The sequence below is a fragment of the Telluria sp. ZB4P36 genome, from assembly GCF_059685865.1.
On record NZ_JCASIE010000011.1, the window covers coordinates 1 to 17,141 of the forward strand.

The 17,141-nt window shown below is 66.6% G+C and carries 12 protein-coding genes and 1 pseudogene; 8 read left to right on the plus strand and 5 right to left on the minus strand.

All coding sequences use genetic code 11. The annotated features are described in order from the left end of the window. A partial coding sequence (locus AC56LK_RS14880; RefSeq protein ID WP_497183945.1) for a transposase occupies positions 1-114 on the plus strand: 114 nt, incomplete at its 5' end. A 27-nt stretch (positions 115-141) separates the two neighbouring features. Here the strand turns inward: AC56LK_RS14880 and AC56LK_RS14885 are convergent. The 5 genes and pseudogenes from AC56LK_RS14885 to AC56LK_RS14905 form a co-directional block, all read right to left on the minus strand. Beyond that, positions 142-675, minus strand: a pseudogene (locus AC56LK_RS14885) (PEP-CTERM sorting domain-containing protein); the annotation flags it as partial. A 31-nt stretch (positions 676-706) separates the two neighbouring features. Then, complete coding sequence (locus AC56LK_RS14890) at positions 707-3,049, minus strand: family 43 glycosylhydrolase (RefSeq protein ID WP_497185274.1); 2,343 nt, start codon at positions 3,047-3,049, stop codon at positions 707-709. A 144-nt stretch (positions 3,050-3,193) separates the two neighbouring features. Continuing rightward, positions 3,194-4,039, minus strand: a complete 846-nt coding sequence (locus tag AC56LK_RS14895) for an HDOD domain-containing protein (protein WP_497185275.1) — start codon at positions 4,037-4,039, stop codon at positions 3,194-3,196. A 76-nt stretch (positions 4,040-4,115) separates the two neighbouring features. Then, positions 4,116-4,397 carry a hypothetical protein gene (locus tag AC56LK_RS14900; protein ID WP_497185276.1) on the minus strand — a complete coding sequence of 94 codons (282 nt, stop codon included), beginning with the start codon at positions 4,395-4,397 and terminating at the stop codon, positions 4,116-4,118. Next, on the minus strand, positions 4,394-4,861 hold the full coding sequence (locus AC56LK_RS14905) for a MarR family winged helix-turn-helix transcriptional regulator (protein WP_497185277.1): 468 nt from the start codon (positions 4,859-4,861) through the stop codon (positions 4,394-4,396). Before AC56LK_RS14905 ends, AC56LK_RS14900 begins: the two co-directional genes overlap by 4 nt. 125 nt (positions 4,862-4,986) lie before the next feature. Here AC56LK_RS14905 and AC56LK_RS14910 point away from each other — a divergent pair, with 125 nt between their 5' ends. The 7 genes from AC56LK_RS14910 (at position 4,987) to AC56LK_RS14940 (ending at position 17,139) form a co-directional block, all read left to right on the plus strand. Further along, complete coding sequence (locus AC56LK_RS14910) at positions 4,987-5,928, plus strand: GlxA family transcriptional regulator (RefSeq protein ID WP_497185278.1); 942 nt, start codon at positions 4,987-4,989, stop codon at positions 5,926-5,928. Positions 5,929-6,080: 152 nt separating this feature from the next. Continuing rightward, entirely contained in the window at positions 6,081-7,322 is a 1,242-nt protein-coding gene (locus AC56LK_RS14915; RefSeq protein WP_497185279.1) for an acetylornithine/succinyldiaminopimelate transaminase, read from the plus strand. 82 nt (positions 7,323-7,404) lie between these two features. Then, positions 7,405-8,433: an arginine N-succinyltransferase gene (locus tag AC56LK_RS14920; RefSeq protein WP_497185280.1), complete on the plus strand. Its 1,029-nt coding sequence runs from the start codon at positions 7,405-7,407 to the stop codon at positions 8,431-8,433. A gap of 11 nt (positions 8,434-8,444) precedes the next feature. Continuing rightward, complete coding sequence (gene astA / locus AC56LK_RS14925; protein ID WP_497185281.1) at positions 8,445-9,479, plus strand: arginine N-succinyltransferase; 1,035 nt, start codon at positions 8,445-8,447, stop codon at positions 9,477-9,479. Beyond that, entirely contained in the window at positions 9,472-10,953 is a 1,482-nt protein-coding gene (gene astD, locus AC56LK_RS14930; protein ID WP_497185282.1) for a succinylglutamate-semialdehyde dehydrogenase, read from the plus strand. Before astA ends, astD begins: the two co-directional genes overlap by 8 nt. Positions 10,954-10,958: 5 nt before the next feature. After that, complete coding sequence (gene astB / locus AC56LK_RS14935) at positions 10,959-12,302, plus strand: N-succinylarginine dihydrolase (RefSeq protein ID WP_497185283.1); 1,344 nt, start codon at positions 10,959-10,961, stop codon at positions 12,300-12,302. Positions 12,303-12,423: 121 nt separating this feature from the next. Beyond that, the gene (locus AC56LK_RS14940; protein ID WP_497185284.1) at positions 12,424-17,139 is read left to right on the plus strand and encodes an NAD-glutamate dehydrogenase domain-containing protein; all 4,716 of its coding nucleotides are present in this window, start codon (positions 12,424-12,426) and stop codon (positions 17,137-17,139) included. Positions 17,140-17,141: the final 2 nt, after the last annotated feature.

Below are 17,141 nucleotides of genomic sequence, written 5' to 3' on the forward strand. Positions count from 1 at the left end.
CTGGAAGGCGTCAACAATCGCATCAAGGTCATCAAGCGCATGGCCTACGGATTTCAAGACGCATCCTACTTCTTCCTGAAAATCAAGGATGCGTTCCCCGGGAAAGTGCGATGAACCATTTTTTTTGCGGGCTTCGCTCCTGCGCGACATCGCCAACCCCGCCAGGGCGGTGGCGAACAGGCCGAGCGAAGCCGGCTCCGGCACCGTGAAGTCATCCATGGCCCATTGCGTGCCGCTGCTGTTGTAGATGACGAGGGTATCGATCCCCGACCAGCCGAGCCCGATCCATACCGGCGCGACCGTGTCCACCACATAGGACGCCGTGCTGGAATACAGCAACTGGCCATCGCGCCAGCCGTCGAAGGCGAGTTCCTGGTCGAGCCAGGCGGAGGTGAAGAAGGCGCCGGCGAAGTTGAAGCCGCCCGCCTTCGAGATCGCCGCTATGCCGCCGTCGCGGTTGAAGGCCGTGTTCGCGAAGGAGACAGTGCCGGCGGCATAGCCGCTGCCCGGATAGGCTTCGGCCCGGATCGTGCCGAAGTTGTCCCAGTCGAAGCCCTGGTAGCCGTTGGCGATCGCTTCGGTTTCGTCACCGGACAAGTCGTCGAAGCCGATCACGCCGGCGGAAGCGCCCGCCGAGGCCAGCAACAACATCAGGGAGAAGGCAATGGTTTTCATGTGTCGTCGTCCTTGGAGGTAAATGGCTTGCTCAACGGGCCAGGGCCGCTACATCGGCATCGCTCAAGGCGCTGCCATAGATGCGCAGGTCATCCATCGACCCTTTATAGGGCGTATCCCACCAGTTCACACCCAGCGCGAACACGCCGCTCGTGGTGGTGAATACGTTCGGGAAGTTGCTGCCGCTGAAGCGTTTCACCCCGTCCACGTAGACATTGACGGCGCCGTTCCTGACCGTGAAGGCCAGGTGCGACCAGCGGCCGACCGGCAGGTTCATGCCCAGCCCCGCGTCATACCAGGCCGTCCCCGACCACAGCATGGACGCACCATTCACGAACTCATGTCCCATCGGAAGCAGGCTAATCCACGAGTCGGTCGTCCGGGCGCCGAAGAAGGTCGTCGTGAACGGCGTCAATTGCGCCGGCTTGAGCCAGAGCGCGACCGTGTAGCTGTTGGTGGTGATCAGGCCGTTCGGCAGGCGGATGCCGCTGGCGCCGTTGAAGACGGCGGCATTGCCCTTGGCGCCCGCTTCATAGCCGATGCTGCCCCCGGCCACGTCGAGCCGGTTGCCGACCACGGTGCCGGGCGCGGCTGCGCCGCTGGCGTCGAGCAGGTTGCCGTCGAAGGGGTAATGCGCCAGCAGGCCGCCGGCCTTGCGCACCGTGACGGCGAAGGTCTTCACGGCGCTGGCCGTGCCCTTCGTGATGCGCGCACTCAGGCTCACGGTGACGTCGCTGGCGGCAGGGGTGACGACGCCGGTATTGCTCACGATGGCGGGATGCGAGGACGTCCAGGCGATGCTTGCGCCGCGCGCCGCCGAGGTCGGCAGGTTCAGGTTGGCGCTCACGGCCGCGGTATTGCCTAGGCTGAGCTCGGCATAAATCGCATTCACCACCTGCGCGTCGGTGCGCGGGATCAGGCGGCTGCCGAACACCGCCACGCCTTCGCGCGACAGGGCCGACAGGGTCATGACATAGCTTTTCGAGGTCTCGTCCCACTGGTTCAGGAAGACCCCCTTGTAGGGCGAGGCGGCGCCCGCCAGGTGCAGCTCGACCCCATTGCTGCCGGACAGGGTCCAGCTGCCTGTCACCGCGCCGCTCACCGCGCCGTTGCTGCCCAAGGTGATCGACTGCGATTTCTTGACGGTGGCGGAGATGTCCTTGCCATGGTTGACGAACAGGTAGTCGCCGATCACGAACTCGCGGCGCACGGCAGTGGCATTTTCTTTCGCGTAGCGATAGGGCGCGACGACCGGCCAGCCGTCAGCATTCATGAACATCTGGTGTACCCGGATCTCGTGCTGTTCGCCGCGCTCCGGGAAGCGCGCATGGAATACCAGGAAATGCTTGCCGGTCGCGGCATCGTAATAGGCAGAGTTATGGCCGGGCGACACATAGCCGGTGCCGATGCCGGTGCCGGCCTCGCCCAGCTTGCGCTCGAACAGGTAGTTCCCCATCAGCTTGACGCCGTAGGGCGCGATCGAGGCGTCGTCGAACAGCGGTTTGCCTGGGTCCGACCTGACATTGGCCATGTCATTGCCTTGGGCATCCAGGTAGGGGCCATTCGGATTGAGCGAGCGCGCCACCCGCATGTTGTAGCCGCCATTCGCATCCAAGCCGCCGAAGGAGGTGAACATGTAGTAGTAGGAGGTGGCCGGGCTGTACATCACGAAGGCCCCTTCGATGCGGCTGTGGTTGCCGCCGATCAGGCGCTTGCCGTAGCCCTGGCCGGGCAAGGGCATGCCGTTACTCGGGTTCATCTGCATGATGAAGATGCCGCCCGAATACGAGCCGTAGATCATCCACAGGCGGCCCGCATTGTCCGAAAACACGTGCGGGTCGACCGCATTCGGGTGCTTCAGGGCGTCGTACACCGTGCCGTCGTGGCTGGCCTGTCCCCACATCCCGGAGCGCAGGATGATGCCCTTGTCGACATAGGGCCCTTCGATGCGCTCGGCCACGGCAATGCCGAGGGCGGAACGGGGAGAGTCGCCCTTGCAGGCGTTGTAGTACATGTAGAACTTGCCGTCGGCCAGCTGCCTGACGTCGGCCGCCCACAGGGTGTTCGATTGCGCCCAGGCGAAGGTTTCGGACAGTTCCGTGAACACGTTCGCCGTGCCGTTCAGGAACAGGGGATTGGTCGCGCTGACGCCGTCGCTGACCTGCTGCCAGTTCATCAGGTCGGTGGACTTCGCGGCAGCGAGGTGGGAGCCGAAGACGTAGTAGGTGTCGCCGGACTTGACCACCGAAGGGTCGTGGACGGACGCGTTCTTGAAGCTGATGGGAGTGAATCCGGCCTGGGCGGCGGCGTTCGGGGAAACCAGGGATGAGGCCAATAGCGCCCCCATCCCCCACAGTGCGAGGGTGTTCTTCATTGCATGTCTCCGTGAGCTTTTTTGTTATGCCGTATGAACGGTGCATACCAAGCTTGAAGACGTTTGTGCTTATTTACTAATGAGATTAATACGGCAGTCGATACCGGTATCGGTATCGACTGCCGAGCTACAGTGTGACGCCGCTCAGAGCAGGGCGGCGGTGAGGCTCTTCACTTCCTCGGCGGATTCGGCGAGGACCTGGGCCAGGGTCCCTTGGCCGACCGTGAAGTCGATGGTGGCGGCGGAATCGAGGGTGGTGGCGCCCGGACGCACATGCAGGGGAGAAGGGAAGGGCGCCAGGTCATTGGCGAGCAGCAGGGTGTCGCCCAGGGTTTCCGGCGGCAGCGCGCGCATGCCGTTCCACAGGGCCTCGATGGCGCCCATGACCGGCACCGGCACGCCGAGCTTGATCAGCACGCCGCGGCCGATCGCGACTTCGCCATGCTCGATCCATTCGTCGGCGCTGTTCTCAGCACCATCGTCGAGCAGGCCGGGGAATTCCTCGGCGCGCGAAAGCAGGTAGAAGCCGCCGACTTCGTGCACGATGCCGGCGAACATCGCGGTTTCGGGGTCGACGAAGGAGACCCGGCGCGCGATCACCTGGGCCAGCGCGGCCACGTGGGCCGAGTGGATCCAGAGCGCATCGGCCTTGGCGCGCAGGCCGGGATCGCTGATTTCGCTCGCCAGCTGGCGCACGATGACGGAGGCGGCCAGTGCACCGAGCGTGCGGAAGCCGACGCGCTGGACCGCCGCGCGGACGTTGGTGACGTCGTGTCCGGCACGGTTGTAGGCCACTGAATTGGCGATCGCCACCGTGCGCGCCGCAAGCAGGGGTTCGGCCTGCACCAGGCGCGCCGCCATGTCGGCGTGGCAGTCGGGTTCGTTGAGCGCGCGCTGCAGCTTGAGCGTCGCGTCGACGTTCGTCGGGAAGCTGAGTTCGCCGCGGCTGGCCTGGGCGGCGATGCTCTTGAGTGCGGAGAGTCGGTCCATCGAAAAATTATACCCCCATCGCCGTGTCAAACTTGAAAAAATTGCCTTATGGAATTTTTCCAAGGTTTGAGCCAGGTCAAGGTTCGCTGAAGATGGCGTCGCAGCCTTCCTTCTGCTCCTCGAGATCCTGCAGCTCGTCCACGAGGCCGAGATCGAGCAGTTCTTCGGTCGCATTCATGAAGCTGTTGAGCTTGGTTGCACCGATGAGGCGGTAGATCTCGCCGGCTTCGTTGCGCACGCCGATCAGCATGGCTTCCTGCCTGACTTCGTCCAGGGGCGCGACATCGAGCAGGATGTTGCCGATGATGTGCTTGTCGAAATGGGCAGGCTTTTTGCCGTCGATGAGAGATGTTTTCAAGGCAATTCCTTTGCTTGTGGTGATTGGGGAGGAAGGCTGCCGGCGGCGATCTGGTCGCGCAGCCTGCGCAATACGTTTTCCAGGGCCTCGAAGTCGGCATCGCCGTAGTGCGCGAACAGCTGCTTGCCATGCGCCACCACCTTGGGGAACACGTCGCCGAACACGGCTTCGCCCGCGGGCGTGAGGCGCACGAAGAAGGAGCGCTTGTCGTCGCTGCTGCGTTCGCGCACCACGAGGCCTTTCTGTTCCAGCCGTTCGATGACGCCGGTGAGTGTGCCCTTGGTGATCAGGGTGCGCTCGCCGAGCTCCTTGTAGCTCATCCCGGGCGTGTTGCCCAGCGTGGCAATGATATCGAACTGTGCGTGCGTCAGCCCGTGCTGGCGCACCGATTCGCCGGAAAAACGCTCGAAGCCCTGCATGCACTCGGCCAGCAGCCGGACACTCTTTAGATATCGTTCCCCCATGGGCGGATTATAGCTGGCCGGCGGGGTTTTGCCGGATCGACATGCGTCCCCGGGACGGGCATGATCGGTCCCGGATCATTATCTCCGGTATCATTCCACCTTGATGACACCGCCGATCCATCCCGATGCCGCCTGCTGACCTGTCCCAACTGGCACAGGAGCGTCCGCTGCGCGTGCTGCTGGTTAACGCGGGCGAGCCGGACATGCTGACCTGGTCCGGCCTGGTCCAGCCCTTGCGCCTGGCGGCCAAGCTGCTGGGGCCCGAGCTGCTGCACGTTGACGTGCGCAGCCCCGACAAGTTCACTGCCGATGCCCAGCGCCACTGGCACCTGGTGCTGCTGGTCGCCGACGAGGCCGAAGCGGCGCTCAAACCCGCCAACTGCCGCGTCCTCGTCGAGCGCTGCCGCGCGGCGCCGTTCTGGGGCGGCGTCGGTGCCGGCGTGCTGTGGCTGGCCGATGCCGGCGCGCTGCACGGCGTGCGCACCGCACTGCCCTGGGCCCTGTATCCGGACACCAATGCGCTGGCCGAGCAGGCCCTGTTCACGCCCAACCTCTTCGAATTCGACCGCAACCGCCTGACCTGCTGCGGCGGCGCGGCCAGCATCGACTTCGCCCTGACCCTGATCGAAATGCTGTTCGGCGCGGCGGTGCAGGCGCAAGTCAAGGAAAGCCTGTGCGTGGACCGCGTGCGCGGCAAGGACGAGCGCCAGCGGGTGGCGCTGCAGGCCAGGTTCGGCACCCTGCAGCCGAAGCTGACCGAGGCGGTGGCCTTGATGGAAGCCAACATCGAAGAGCCGCTCTCGACCGACGAGATCGCCGGCCTGGCCGGCATCTCGCGGCGCCAGCTGGAGCGCCTGTTCAAGCAGTACCTCGGCAGCCTGCCGTCGCGCTATTACCTCGAACTGCGCCTGCAGCGGGCGCGCAAGCTGCTGCTCGACACCAATTATTCGATCGTGCAGGTGGGGCTGATGTGCGGGTTCTCGTCGGGCTCGCACTTTTCGACGGCGTTTGGGGCGCTGTTCGGCAATACCCCACGGGAAGAACGGCAGCGCAAGCTCGGTCAGTAAGCGTCCTTTGCCATTCCCATAATATTTCTCCGACTAAAAACGAAAATCCCTGTCGCACTTCTGCAAGAACTTGTCAGGGTGGCTTTCTATAATGGCTCGAGCCTGCGCTGCACCCGTCCGCGCACCAACCGACTATTGATGAGGAAGAAGCCATGAACGCAAACCTTGATTCCGGTGTCACCACGCGGCCTGTCACCCGGCAGACCTTCGACGAAGTCCTCGTCCCGACCTACGCCCCGGCCGCCATGGTGCCGGTGCGCGCGGCGGGCCTGGACGTGTGGGACCAGGAAGGCAAGCGTTACCTGGACTTCACCTCGGGCATCGCGGTGTCGAGCCTGGGCCATTGCAACCCGGCCCTGGTGGCCGCAGTGACGGAGCAGATCAACACCCTCTGGCACCTCGGCAACGGCTACACCAACGAGCCGGTGCTGCGCCTGGGCCGCGCCCTGACCGAAGCCACCTTCGCCGACCGCGCCTTCTTCTGCAATTCGGGCGCCGAAGCCAATGAAGCGGCCCTGAAGCTGGCCCGCAAGTACGCGCACACCAAGTTCGGCGCGCACAAGTCGCGCATCGTGTCCTGCCTGTCGTCCTTCCACGGACGTACCCTGTTCACCGTGTCGGTGGGCGGCCAGCCGAAGTACACCGAAGGCTTCGAGCCGCTGCCGCAGGAAATCAACCACATCCCGTACAACGACATCGAAGCCGCGCGCGCCGCGATCACCGACGATGTCGCCGCCGTGATCGTCGAGCCGATCCAGGGCGAGGGCGGCGTGATCCCGGGCGACCACGCCTACCTGAAGGCCCTGCGCGAACTCTGCGACCAGACCGGCGCGCTGCTGGTGTTCGACGAAGTGCAGTCGGGCGTCGGCCGCACCGGCGCCTTCTACGCCTACATGGACACCGGCGTCACCCCGGACATCCTGACCTCGGCCAAGGCCCTGGGCAACGGCTACCCGATCGGCGCCATGCTGACCACCGAGGAAATCGGCCTGCACCTGAACGTCGGCTCGCACGGCACCACCTACGGCGGCAACCCGCTGGCCGGCACCGTCGGCCTGAAGGTCGTCGAGACCATCAAGCAGCCGGCCTTCCTGGCGCGCGTGCGCGAAGCGAGCGGCAAGATCTTCGCCAACCTCGAAAAGCTGGCCGCCGACTACCCGCAGGTATTCGGCAAGCCGCGCGGCCTGGGTCTCCTGATCGGCCTGCCGATGACGGGCGACTTCAAGGGCCGCGCCAAGGACTACACCAAGACCTGCGAAAAGCTCGGCCTGATGCTGCTGATCGCCGGCCCGGACGTGGTGCGCCTGGCGCCGGCCCTGGTGGTGTCGGACGAACAGATCGCGGAAGCGGACCGCCTGATGCGCGAAGCCGTCGAGGCATTCATCGCAGGCTGATCCGAAGCCTGCATCCGGCCGGCCTCCCCGAGCGGGTGTGGCCGGCCTTGCCGTTTAAGTTGAACCCATTCTGGGAGTTCGCATGTATGTAGTCCGACCGGTTGAACGCGGAGATATCGGCGCCCTCGAGGCATTGGGGGCGGTGTCGATCCCCGGCGTGCACACGCTGCCGCGCACGCGTGAAGCCATCGTCGCGGCGGTCGAGCGTTCCATCGCCTCGTTCGCCGCCCACGTCGACATCCCGAGCGAGGAGTCGTACCAGTTCGTGCTCGAGGACCTGCGCAGCCGCGAAGTGGTCGGCACCTCGTCGATCCACGCCTCGGCCGGCTCGAACGGCACCTATTTCGCCTTCCGCAACGACGTGATCCAGCAGGTCTCGCGCGACCTGAACATCAGCCACAGCGTGCACGCGCTGACACTGTGCTCGGAACTGACGGCCTACTCGCACCTGTCGGGCTTCTATGTCCGCAACCGCGACAACGCCGGCCTTGAAGCCGCGCTGCTGTCGCGCGCGCGCCTGCTGTACGCCGTGCTGGCGCCGCAGCGCTTCGGCGACCGTTTCTTCGTGCCGCTGGCCGGCGTCACCGATAGCGAGGGCCAGTCGCCGTTCTGGAATGCGCTGGGCCGCAAGTTCTTCAAGATGGACTTCCTCGACGCCGAGCGCGTCATCGACGGCGCCCGCAACCGCACCCTGATCGTCGAGCTGATGCCGCATTACCCGGTCTACGTGCCGCTGCTGCCGGGTGACGCCCAGGCGGCGCTCGGCCAGATCCACCCGAGCGGCCAGCTGGCCTTCCAGCTGCTCACGCAGGAAGGCTTCGAAGCCGACGAGTACATCGACATCTTCGACGGCGGCCCGATCCTGCAGGCCCACAAGAACGCATTGCGCTCCTTCTGCGCCTCGCAGGTGCGCCAGGTCGAGAACGCCGGCCGTGCCGCAGGCAGGGACGAAATGCTGACCTACGCCGTGGCCAGCAGCGAACAACACTTCCGCGCCGTCATCGCCGCCTGCCCGGCGCTTGACGCCGGCCAGGCCATTTGCCTGCCGCGCGAAGCCCAGCAGGCGCTGGGCGTCTCCGCGGGCGACAGCGTCACCTGCGTGCGCATCTGAGAGAGGACCCGATGCTCGTAATCCGTGCAGTAAACACCACCGACCTGGACGCCCTGATCGAGATGGCGCGCCAGGCCGGCAGCGGCATGACCACGCTGAAGCCCGACCGCAAGATGCTGGGCGACCGCGTCGCCACCGCGGTGGCCTCCTTCAACCAGACCATTCCGCCCGAGCAGCGCGACTATATGTTCGTGCTCGAGCACACCGAGGATGCGCGCATCGCCGGCGTATGCGCGATCAAGGGCGCAGTCGGCCTCACCGAGCCCTTCTACAACTACCGCATCGGCACCCTGGTGCACAGCAGCCGCGAACTGAATGTGTTTACGCGGATGGAAACCCTGTACCTGTCGAACGACCTGACCGGCTCGTCCGAACTGTGCTCGCTGTTCCTGCTGCCGCAGTACCGCGCCGGCTTCAACGGCAAGTGGCTGTCGAAAAGCCGCTTCCTGTTCATCGCCCAGTTCCAGCAGCTGTTCACCGAGAAGATCATCGCCGAGATGCGCGGCTACCAGGACGAAAACGGCAGCTCGCCCTTCTACGAAGGCCTGGGCCGCCACTTCTTCAAGATGGACTTCGACCACGTCGACGGCTTGACCGCGATCGGCAAGAAGTCCTTCATCGCCGAACTGATGCCGCGCCAGCCGCTGTACGTCGACTACCTGCCGGAATCGGCGCGCGAAGTCATCGGCAAGGTCCATACCTCGACCCTGCCGGCGCGCAAGCTGCTGGAAAACGAAGGCATGCACTACGAAGGCTACGTCGACATCTTCGACGCCGGCCCGGTGCTGCAGGGCCGCGTGTCCGAGCTGCGCGCGGTGCGCGACAGCGTGCTGGCCGTGGCCGAGGAAGGAAACCACGAAGGCGAGACTGAACACCTGCTGGTGTCGAACACCAGGCTCGCCGATTTCCGCATGATCCTGACCCGCGCCGTGCCCGGCGCCACCCGCATCGCACTGTCGGCCCAGGAGCTGTCGCAGCTGCACGTGCAGGCCGGCGACGAAGTACGCACGCTGCCCCTCAACGCAAGGAAGAACGCGAATGCCTAATCTCTCGAACTACATCGGCGGCGAATGGCTCGCCGGCAGCGGCCCGGAGCTGGCCACCATCGATCCGTCCACCGGACGCCAGACCTGGACCAGCAATGCCTCCACGGCGGAAGACGTCGCGCGTGCCACCGTCGCCGCGCGCGACAGTTTCGAATCCTGGGCGCTCACGCCGCTGGAGGAGCGCATCGCCGTCTGCACGCGCTTCCGCGACCTGCTGAAGGAACACAGCGAGGAACTCGCTTCGATCATCGCCGAGGAAGTCGGCAAGCCCCTGTGGGAAGCGCGTACCGAAGTGGCGACCATGGCCAACAAGATCGACATCTCGGTCCAGTCCCATGGCGCGCGCACCGGCGAAACAGCAAGCAAGGTCGCCGACGGCAATGCCGTGCTGCGCCACCGCCCGCACGGCGTGTTCGCCGTCTACGGCCCCTACAACTTCCCGGGCCACCTGCCGAACGGCCACATCGTGCCGGCCCTGATCGCCGGGAACACCGTGGTTTTCAAGCCGAGCGAATATGCGCCGCGCACCGCGGTGAAGACCGTGCAGCTGTGGGAACAGGCCGGCCTGCCGAAGGGCGTGCTGAACCTGGTCAACGGCGGTCGCGACACCGGCGTGGCGCTCGGCCAGGAGGCAAGCATCGACGGCATCCTGTTCACCGGCAGCAGCCAGACCGGCATGGCCCTGCACAAGCAGTTCGGCGGCAAGCCGGGCAAGATGCTGGCGCTGGAAATGGGCGGCAACAACCCGCTGGTGGCGTGGGACATCCCGACCGACCCCAGATTGCTGGACGCCGCCGTGCACCACACCGTAATGTCGGCCTTCATCTCGGCCGGCCAGCGCTGCACCTGCGCGCGCCGCCTGATTATTCAAGATTCGCCGGCGGGACAGGCCTTCCTTGACCGATTGGTAAAAATCGCAGCCACCCTGCAGCCCGGCCCCTCGAAGGCCGAACCGCAGCCCTTCATGGGCCCGGTGGTCTCGGCAGCCGTCGCCGCCCGCCTGGTCGAAGCGCAGGCCGACATGGCCGCCAAGGGCGGCAAGGTGCTGCTGCAGATGAAGCAGCTCGACCCGGACGCGGGTTTCGTCACCGCCGGCATCGTCGACACCACCGGCGCGCAAGGCATCCCGGACGAAGAGTGGTTCGGCCCGCTGCTGCAGGTGATCCGCGTGAAGGACTTCGACCAGGCCCTGCGCGTGGCCAACGCCACCGAATACGGCCTGGCCGCGGCCTTGCTGTCGCCTTCCGAGGAACTGTGGAAGCGCTTCTCGGTGCGCGCCCGCGCCGGCATCGTCAACTGGAACCGCCCGACCACCGGCGCGGCCAGTTCGGCCCCGTTCGGCGGTGTCGGCAAATCGGGCAACCACCGCCCGAGCGCCTACTATGCCGCCGATTACTGCGCCTACCCGGTCGCTTCGATCGAGACGGCGGAACTCGAACTGCCGGCCAAGCTGTCGCCCGGCCTGAACTTCTGAGACCCATGCGTACTGCCCGCGAATACAACTTCGACGGCCTGGTTGGCCCGTCCCACAACTATGCCGGCCTCTCGTTCGGCAACGTCGCCTCGTTCAGCAACGTGCGCAGCGCCTCCAACCCGCGCCAGGCCGCCCTGCAGGGCCTGGCCAAGATGCGCGAACTGGCCGCGCGCGGCTACGCCCAGGCCGTGATGCCGCCGCAGGCGCGCCCGAACTTCCGCCTGCTGCGCCGCATCGGCTTTTCCGGCACCGACGCCGACGTGCTGGCGCGCGCCTTCCGCGAAGCGCCCGTGATCCTGGCCTGCGCCTATTCGGCGGCGCCGATGTGGACCGCCAACGCGGCCACCGTCAGCCCCTCGGCCGACACCGCGGACGGCCGCGTGCACTTCACGCCGGCGAACCTGAACAACAAGCTGCATCGCTCGGAAGAGCACGTGCAGGCCACCCGCACCCTGCGCGCCATCTTCGGCGACAGCAGCCGCTTCGTGGTGCATGACGCGCTGCCGCCGGTGCCGGCCTTCGGCGACGAGGGCGCCGCCAACCACACCCGTTTCGCCGCAGCGCATGGCGCGGCCGGCGTGGAATTCTTCGTGGTCGGCCGCGCCGAGTTCGATCCCTCGGCCCCGGCCCCGAAGAAGTACCCGGCGCGCCAGACCCTGGAAGCCTCGCAGGCGGTCGCCCGCCTGCATGGCCTGGATGCGGCGCGCACCGTGTTCGCCTTCCAGAACCCGGACGTGATCGACCAGGGCGTGTTCCACAACGACGTGATCTCGGTCGGCAACGGCAATGTGCTGTTCTACCACGACCAGGCCTTCGTCGACGAAGCGGGCACGCTGGACGCGCTGCGCCGCGCCCTGGGCGCCGTCGATACCGACCTGGTGCCGGTGCGCGTCGCGACCGCCCAGGTGCCGGTGGCCGACGCCGTGGCCAGCTACCTGTTCAACAGCCAGTTGCTCACCCGTCCGGACGGCCGCATGGCCCTGGTGGTGCCGCACGAATGCCGCGAGAACGAGGCGGTGTCGCGCTACCTGGTCGCGATGATGGCCGGCGACGGCCCGATCGACGAGCTGCTCGAATTCGACCTGCGCCAGAGCATGCGCAACGGCGGCGGGCCGGCCTGCCTGCGCCTGCGCGTGGCCCTGACCGAGGACGAGGCGCAGGCGATGCACGGCGACGTGATCATGACCGAAGCCCTGTACGCGCAGCTGGTCGCCTGGGTGGAGAAGCACTACCGCGACCGCATCGAGCCGAAGGACCTGGCCGACCCGCAGCTCGCGATCGAATGCATGACGGCGCTAGAGGAACTGGAGCGCATCCTCGGCCTGCCGGGCCTGTACGACCTGTCGTAAGACCCGGCGGGCATGTTCTAATAACGGATTCGGACGGGACACCCCCGTCCATATAAAGCCAGGGCGGCGCGAAGCCACAAGCAAGAGCGCGCCCGGGCACACAAACTTTGGAGAAGCAACCATGAAAGACATGCCTCAAGATTTGCGCAGCCAGACGCTCACGCTGGTCAACGCAAACCAGTCCGCCACCGGCGCCAATGCGCAGGTGGGTGCGCTCATCAGCGCCTGGCTCGGCGCCCTCGACGACGAAGACCTGGCCGGCACCGCCCCCGAGAGCCTGGCGCCGGTGCTGTGGGAAGGTTTCTCGCAGCTGGCCCAGCGCAGCGGCCCTGGCTGCCAGATCGCGCAGATGCGCTATTCCGACGGACGTGGCGGCATGGCCACCGCGCTGCTGATCCTGAACGACGACATGCCTTACCTGGTCGATTCCTTCGTCATGGCCCTGCGCAAGGAGCGCCAGACCGCGGCCGGCGTGATGAACGCCGTGCTGCCGGTGCGCCGTGACGCCAGCGGCCTCGCCACCGCCGTCGGCGAAGCCGGCGCGCCGCTGGAATCGATCGTCCTGATCCTGATGAGCGACGAACTCGAATTCGCCGAACTCGACGCCCTGACCGCGCGCATCCGCATGGTCGCCAACGATGCCGCCACCGTGCACCGCGACGCCGTCAAGCTGGCCGACCGCATGACCGCGGTGGCCGCCGCCGCCGCGAGCGCCGGCACCCCCGAAGGCCAGGAAGTGGCCGCCTTCCTCGAGTGGGCCAAGAACGAAGGCTTCGAGCCCTTCGGCTACGCCTACTACGTGGTGAAGGAAGGCGTGCGCGAACTCGAGCGCGACATCCCGAGCCGCATCGGCGTGCTGCAGGATACCGTCCACCCGGTCTACGGCACCTGCCTGGCCAACATCCCGGGCGACTTCGAAACCCTGTCGCGCCGCGCCGACACCCTGTCGATCGTCAAGGCCGACGTCGAGGGCACCCTGCACCGCGACCAGCCGCTCGACTTCATCGGCGTGCGCAACACCGATGCCCAGGGCAAGATCCTGGGCGAGCACTGCTTCGTCGGCCTGTTCACCCGCGCCGCCACCTCGACCCCGCTGGCGCGTCTGCCCTTCGCGCGCGGCCGCGTCGCCAAGGTATTGTCGATCGCCGGCGTGCGCCAGGAAGGCTTCCGCGCCGAGAAATTCGTCGAGATCCTCGAATCGCTGCCGCGCACCGAAGCGCTGGAAGCCGATCCGGAATGGCTGGCCCAGGTGTGCAGCTCGGTGGTGTCGATGTACAAGCAGCCGCGCCCGAAAGTCTTCGCGCGCCGCGACGTATATGCGCGCCACCTGAACGTGCTGGTCTACCTGCCGCGCGAGCGCTACAGCGCCGCGGTGGCGTCCAGCCTGGCCTCGGCCCTGAAGGACAGCTCGGGCGCGCGCGAAGTGCGCGTGCAGACCCTGGTGGCCGACGGCCCGCTGGCCCGCGTGTACCTGATCGCGCACGCCGCCCGCTACCCGCTCGACCTCGAAACCGACATCCAGCAGCCGCTGCTGGCGGTGCTGGACGGCTGGCATGACCGCTTCGCCGCCATGACCAACACCATCGAAGACGCCGGCCAGCGCAGCAGCCTGCGTAAGCTCGGCGCCAACCTGCCGGTCTCCTTCGTGACCGCCACCGCGCCTGAAATCGCCTTCCGCGACCTGCAGGCCATGCTGAAGAACGGCCACAAGGACCGCGTCAGCGTGCGCATCGAACCGGGCGCCGGCAAGGGCGCCGAAGTGCGCGACGCCTCGATCCGCCTGTATTCGGGCGAGACCGTGCCGTCGCTGTCGCGCATCCTGCCGGCACTGCAGAACGCCGGCATCGCGGTCGACCGCGAACAGACCTGGTCCTTCACCACCGCCGACGGCGTGCGCCACAACGTCACCGCCCTCGCGGTCGACGACGAGAGCGGCGCCAAGCTGGTCAAGCCGGGCATCGCCGAAGTCGCCGAAGAGCTGTTCACCGCGCTGTTCAACAACGACGCCGAAGACGGCCGCATGAACGGCCTGACCATCGAAGGCGGCCTGTCGATGCGCGAAGTGCAGCTGGTGCGCGCCTACATCAGCTACTGGCGCCAGCTCGGCTCCAAGTTCTCGGTGCGCTACATGGCCGAGACCCTGCGCACCCAGCCGGTGCTGGTGAAGGAGTTCGTCACCGCCTTCCTGCTGCGCTTCGATCCGAAGCTGGGCGATTCCGAGCACAGCGCCGGCACCGCCAAGCTGGCCGCCCTGAAGGCCGGCCTGTCGACCGTGAACCACGCCGACACCGAAGAGATCATGGCCGCCCTGGTCGACCTGGCCCTGGCCACCGTGCGCACCAATTACTTCCAAAACGACGGCGAGAAGATCATCTTCAAGGTCGACACCAGCAACCTGGCGCTGGCGCCGGAACCGCGTCCCTACCGCGAGATCTACGTGTTCTCGCGCCGCTTCGAAGGCGTGCACCTGCGCGGCGGCCCGGTCGCCCGCGGCGGCCTGCGCTGGTCGGACCGCATGGAAGACTACCGCACCGAAGTGCTGGGCCTGGTGAAGGCGCAGATGGTGAAGAACGCCGTCATCGTGCCGGCCGGCTCGAAGGGAGGTTTCGTGTGCAAGCAGATGCCGACCGGCGCCGCGCGTGAAGTGGTGGCGGCCGAAGGCGAAGCATGCTACCGCGAGTTCATCGCCAGCCTGCTGGAAGTGACCGACAACCGCGTGCGCGGTTCCATCGTCCCGCCGGAAAACACCGTGCGCCACGACCAGGACGATCCTTACCTGGTGGTGGCCGCCGACAAGGGCACCGCGACCTTCTCGGACATCGCCAACAGCATCGCCGTCAAGCGCGGCTTCTGGCTGGGCGACGCCTTCGCATCGGGCGGCTCGAACGGCTACGACCACAAGAAGATGGGCATCACCGCCAAGGGCGCCTTCGAAGCGGTCAAGCGCCACTTCTACGAACTGGGCCACGACATGAGCACTACCCCGGTGACCATGGTCGGCGTGGGCGACATGTCGGGCGACGTGTTCGGCAACGGCGTGCTGCTGTCGCGCCAGCTGAAAGTGCTGGCAGCCTTCGACCACCGCCACATCTTCCTGGATCCGACCCCGGACGTCGAAGCCTCGTTCAAGGAACGCCAGCGCATGTTCGCGCTGCCGCGCTCCTCGTGGGAAGACTACGACAAGGGACTGATCTCGCAGGGCGGCGGCGTGTTCCCGCGCACCGCACGCTCGATCGAGCTGACCCCGGAAGTCCGTGCAGCGCTGGACATCAAGGAAAGCTCGCTGACGCCGGAAGAGCTGATGCACCGCATCCTGCTGGCGCCGGTGGACCTGTTCTACAACGGCGGCATCGGCACCTACATCAAGTCGTCCAATGAAACCCATGCGCAGGTGAAGGACCGCGCCAACGACCGCATCCGCGTCAACGGCAACGAACTGCGCTGCAAGGTGGTGGCCGAAGGCGGCAACCTGGGCGCGACCCAGGCCGGCCGTATCGAATTCGCGCTGGCCGGCGGCCGCATCTTCACCGATGCGATCGACAACTCGGCGGGCGTGGACTGCTCGGACCACGAAGTCAACATCAAGATCTGGCTGGACACCGAAGTCAACGCCGGCGAACTCTTGGCGTCGGACCGCAACCGCGTGCTGAACGAAATGACCGGCGCCGTGGAAGACCTGGTCCTGCGCGACAACACCCTGCAGACCCACCTGCTGACCCGCGAAGCACAGGCGCAAACCACTGCCTCGGTGGTGGACGGCTATGCCGCCCTGATCACCAACCTGGAATCGGAAGGCGCGGTCAACCGCGAACTGGAGCAGCTGCCGAGCGACACCGAGCTGCAGCGCCGCAAGGCCCTGGGCCTGGGCTTGAGCGCGCCGGAACTGGCGGTGGTCGTCGCCAACGTGAAGAACCGCTTCAAGCGCACCCTGTCGGCACTCGACCTGACCAAGGAAACCTGGGCCGAATCGCTGCTGCGTCCTTACTTCCCGGCCCAGCTGGTCGCTACCCGCAACCCGCTGAACCACCCGCTGGCCAATACCATCCTGGCCACCGTGCTGGCCAACGAAGCGGTCAACCGCTGCGGTCCGCTGATGCTGCGCGACCTGGCCGCCGAGCACCGCGTCGAGGAAACCGAAGTGGTGAAGGGCTGGGCGCGCGCCTGGTCGGCGCTGCACCTGGCGCCGGTGTTCGACGCGCTCGACGCCGATGCGCTGAAAGTGCCGCGTGACGTCTCGATGGCGGTCGACGCGCGTACCCGTGCGCTGCTGCGCGCCGTGATCGAAGGCGTGCTGTCGCTCCCTAGCGGTACCGACGGCATGGCCGAGCTGTCGACCCTGTTCGGCCAGGCCGACCAGCTGCGTTCGCTGACCCCGGCCCGTTCGGAAGCCGATGGCCACAGCGGCCTGCCGGCCTCGTTCACCGCGGCCTGGAAGGCGGTCGAGACCATCGAGTCGCTGGCCACCTTCCTGTTCGCGGCGGTGTCGGTGCAGCGTCCGAGCGGCATGAGCCTGGCCCAGTTCCTGCAGGTCGGCATGGCCCTGCGCCAGCAGGCCGGCATCGACACGCTCGAACGCGGCCTCAAGCTGCCGGCGCAGAGCAAGTCGCAGGAACAGCTGCGCAACTACGCGATGCAGGCCCTGCGCCGTACCCAGCAGCGCCTGCTGCTGCAGGTGATCGAGCGTGCCGGCATGGGCGGCGATCCGCTGGCTGCCGTCGGCGAAGTCACCAAGGCGCGCGGCCTGACCGGCTTCGCACAGCCGGTCGAGCTCGAGCAGGCCATGCTGGACGTCTGGGCGCTGTCGGAAGGTTCGAGCCCGGACCGCCTGGCGGCCTAAGG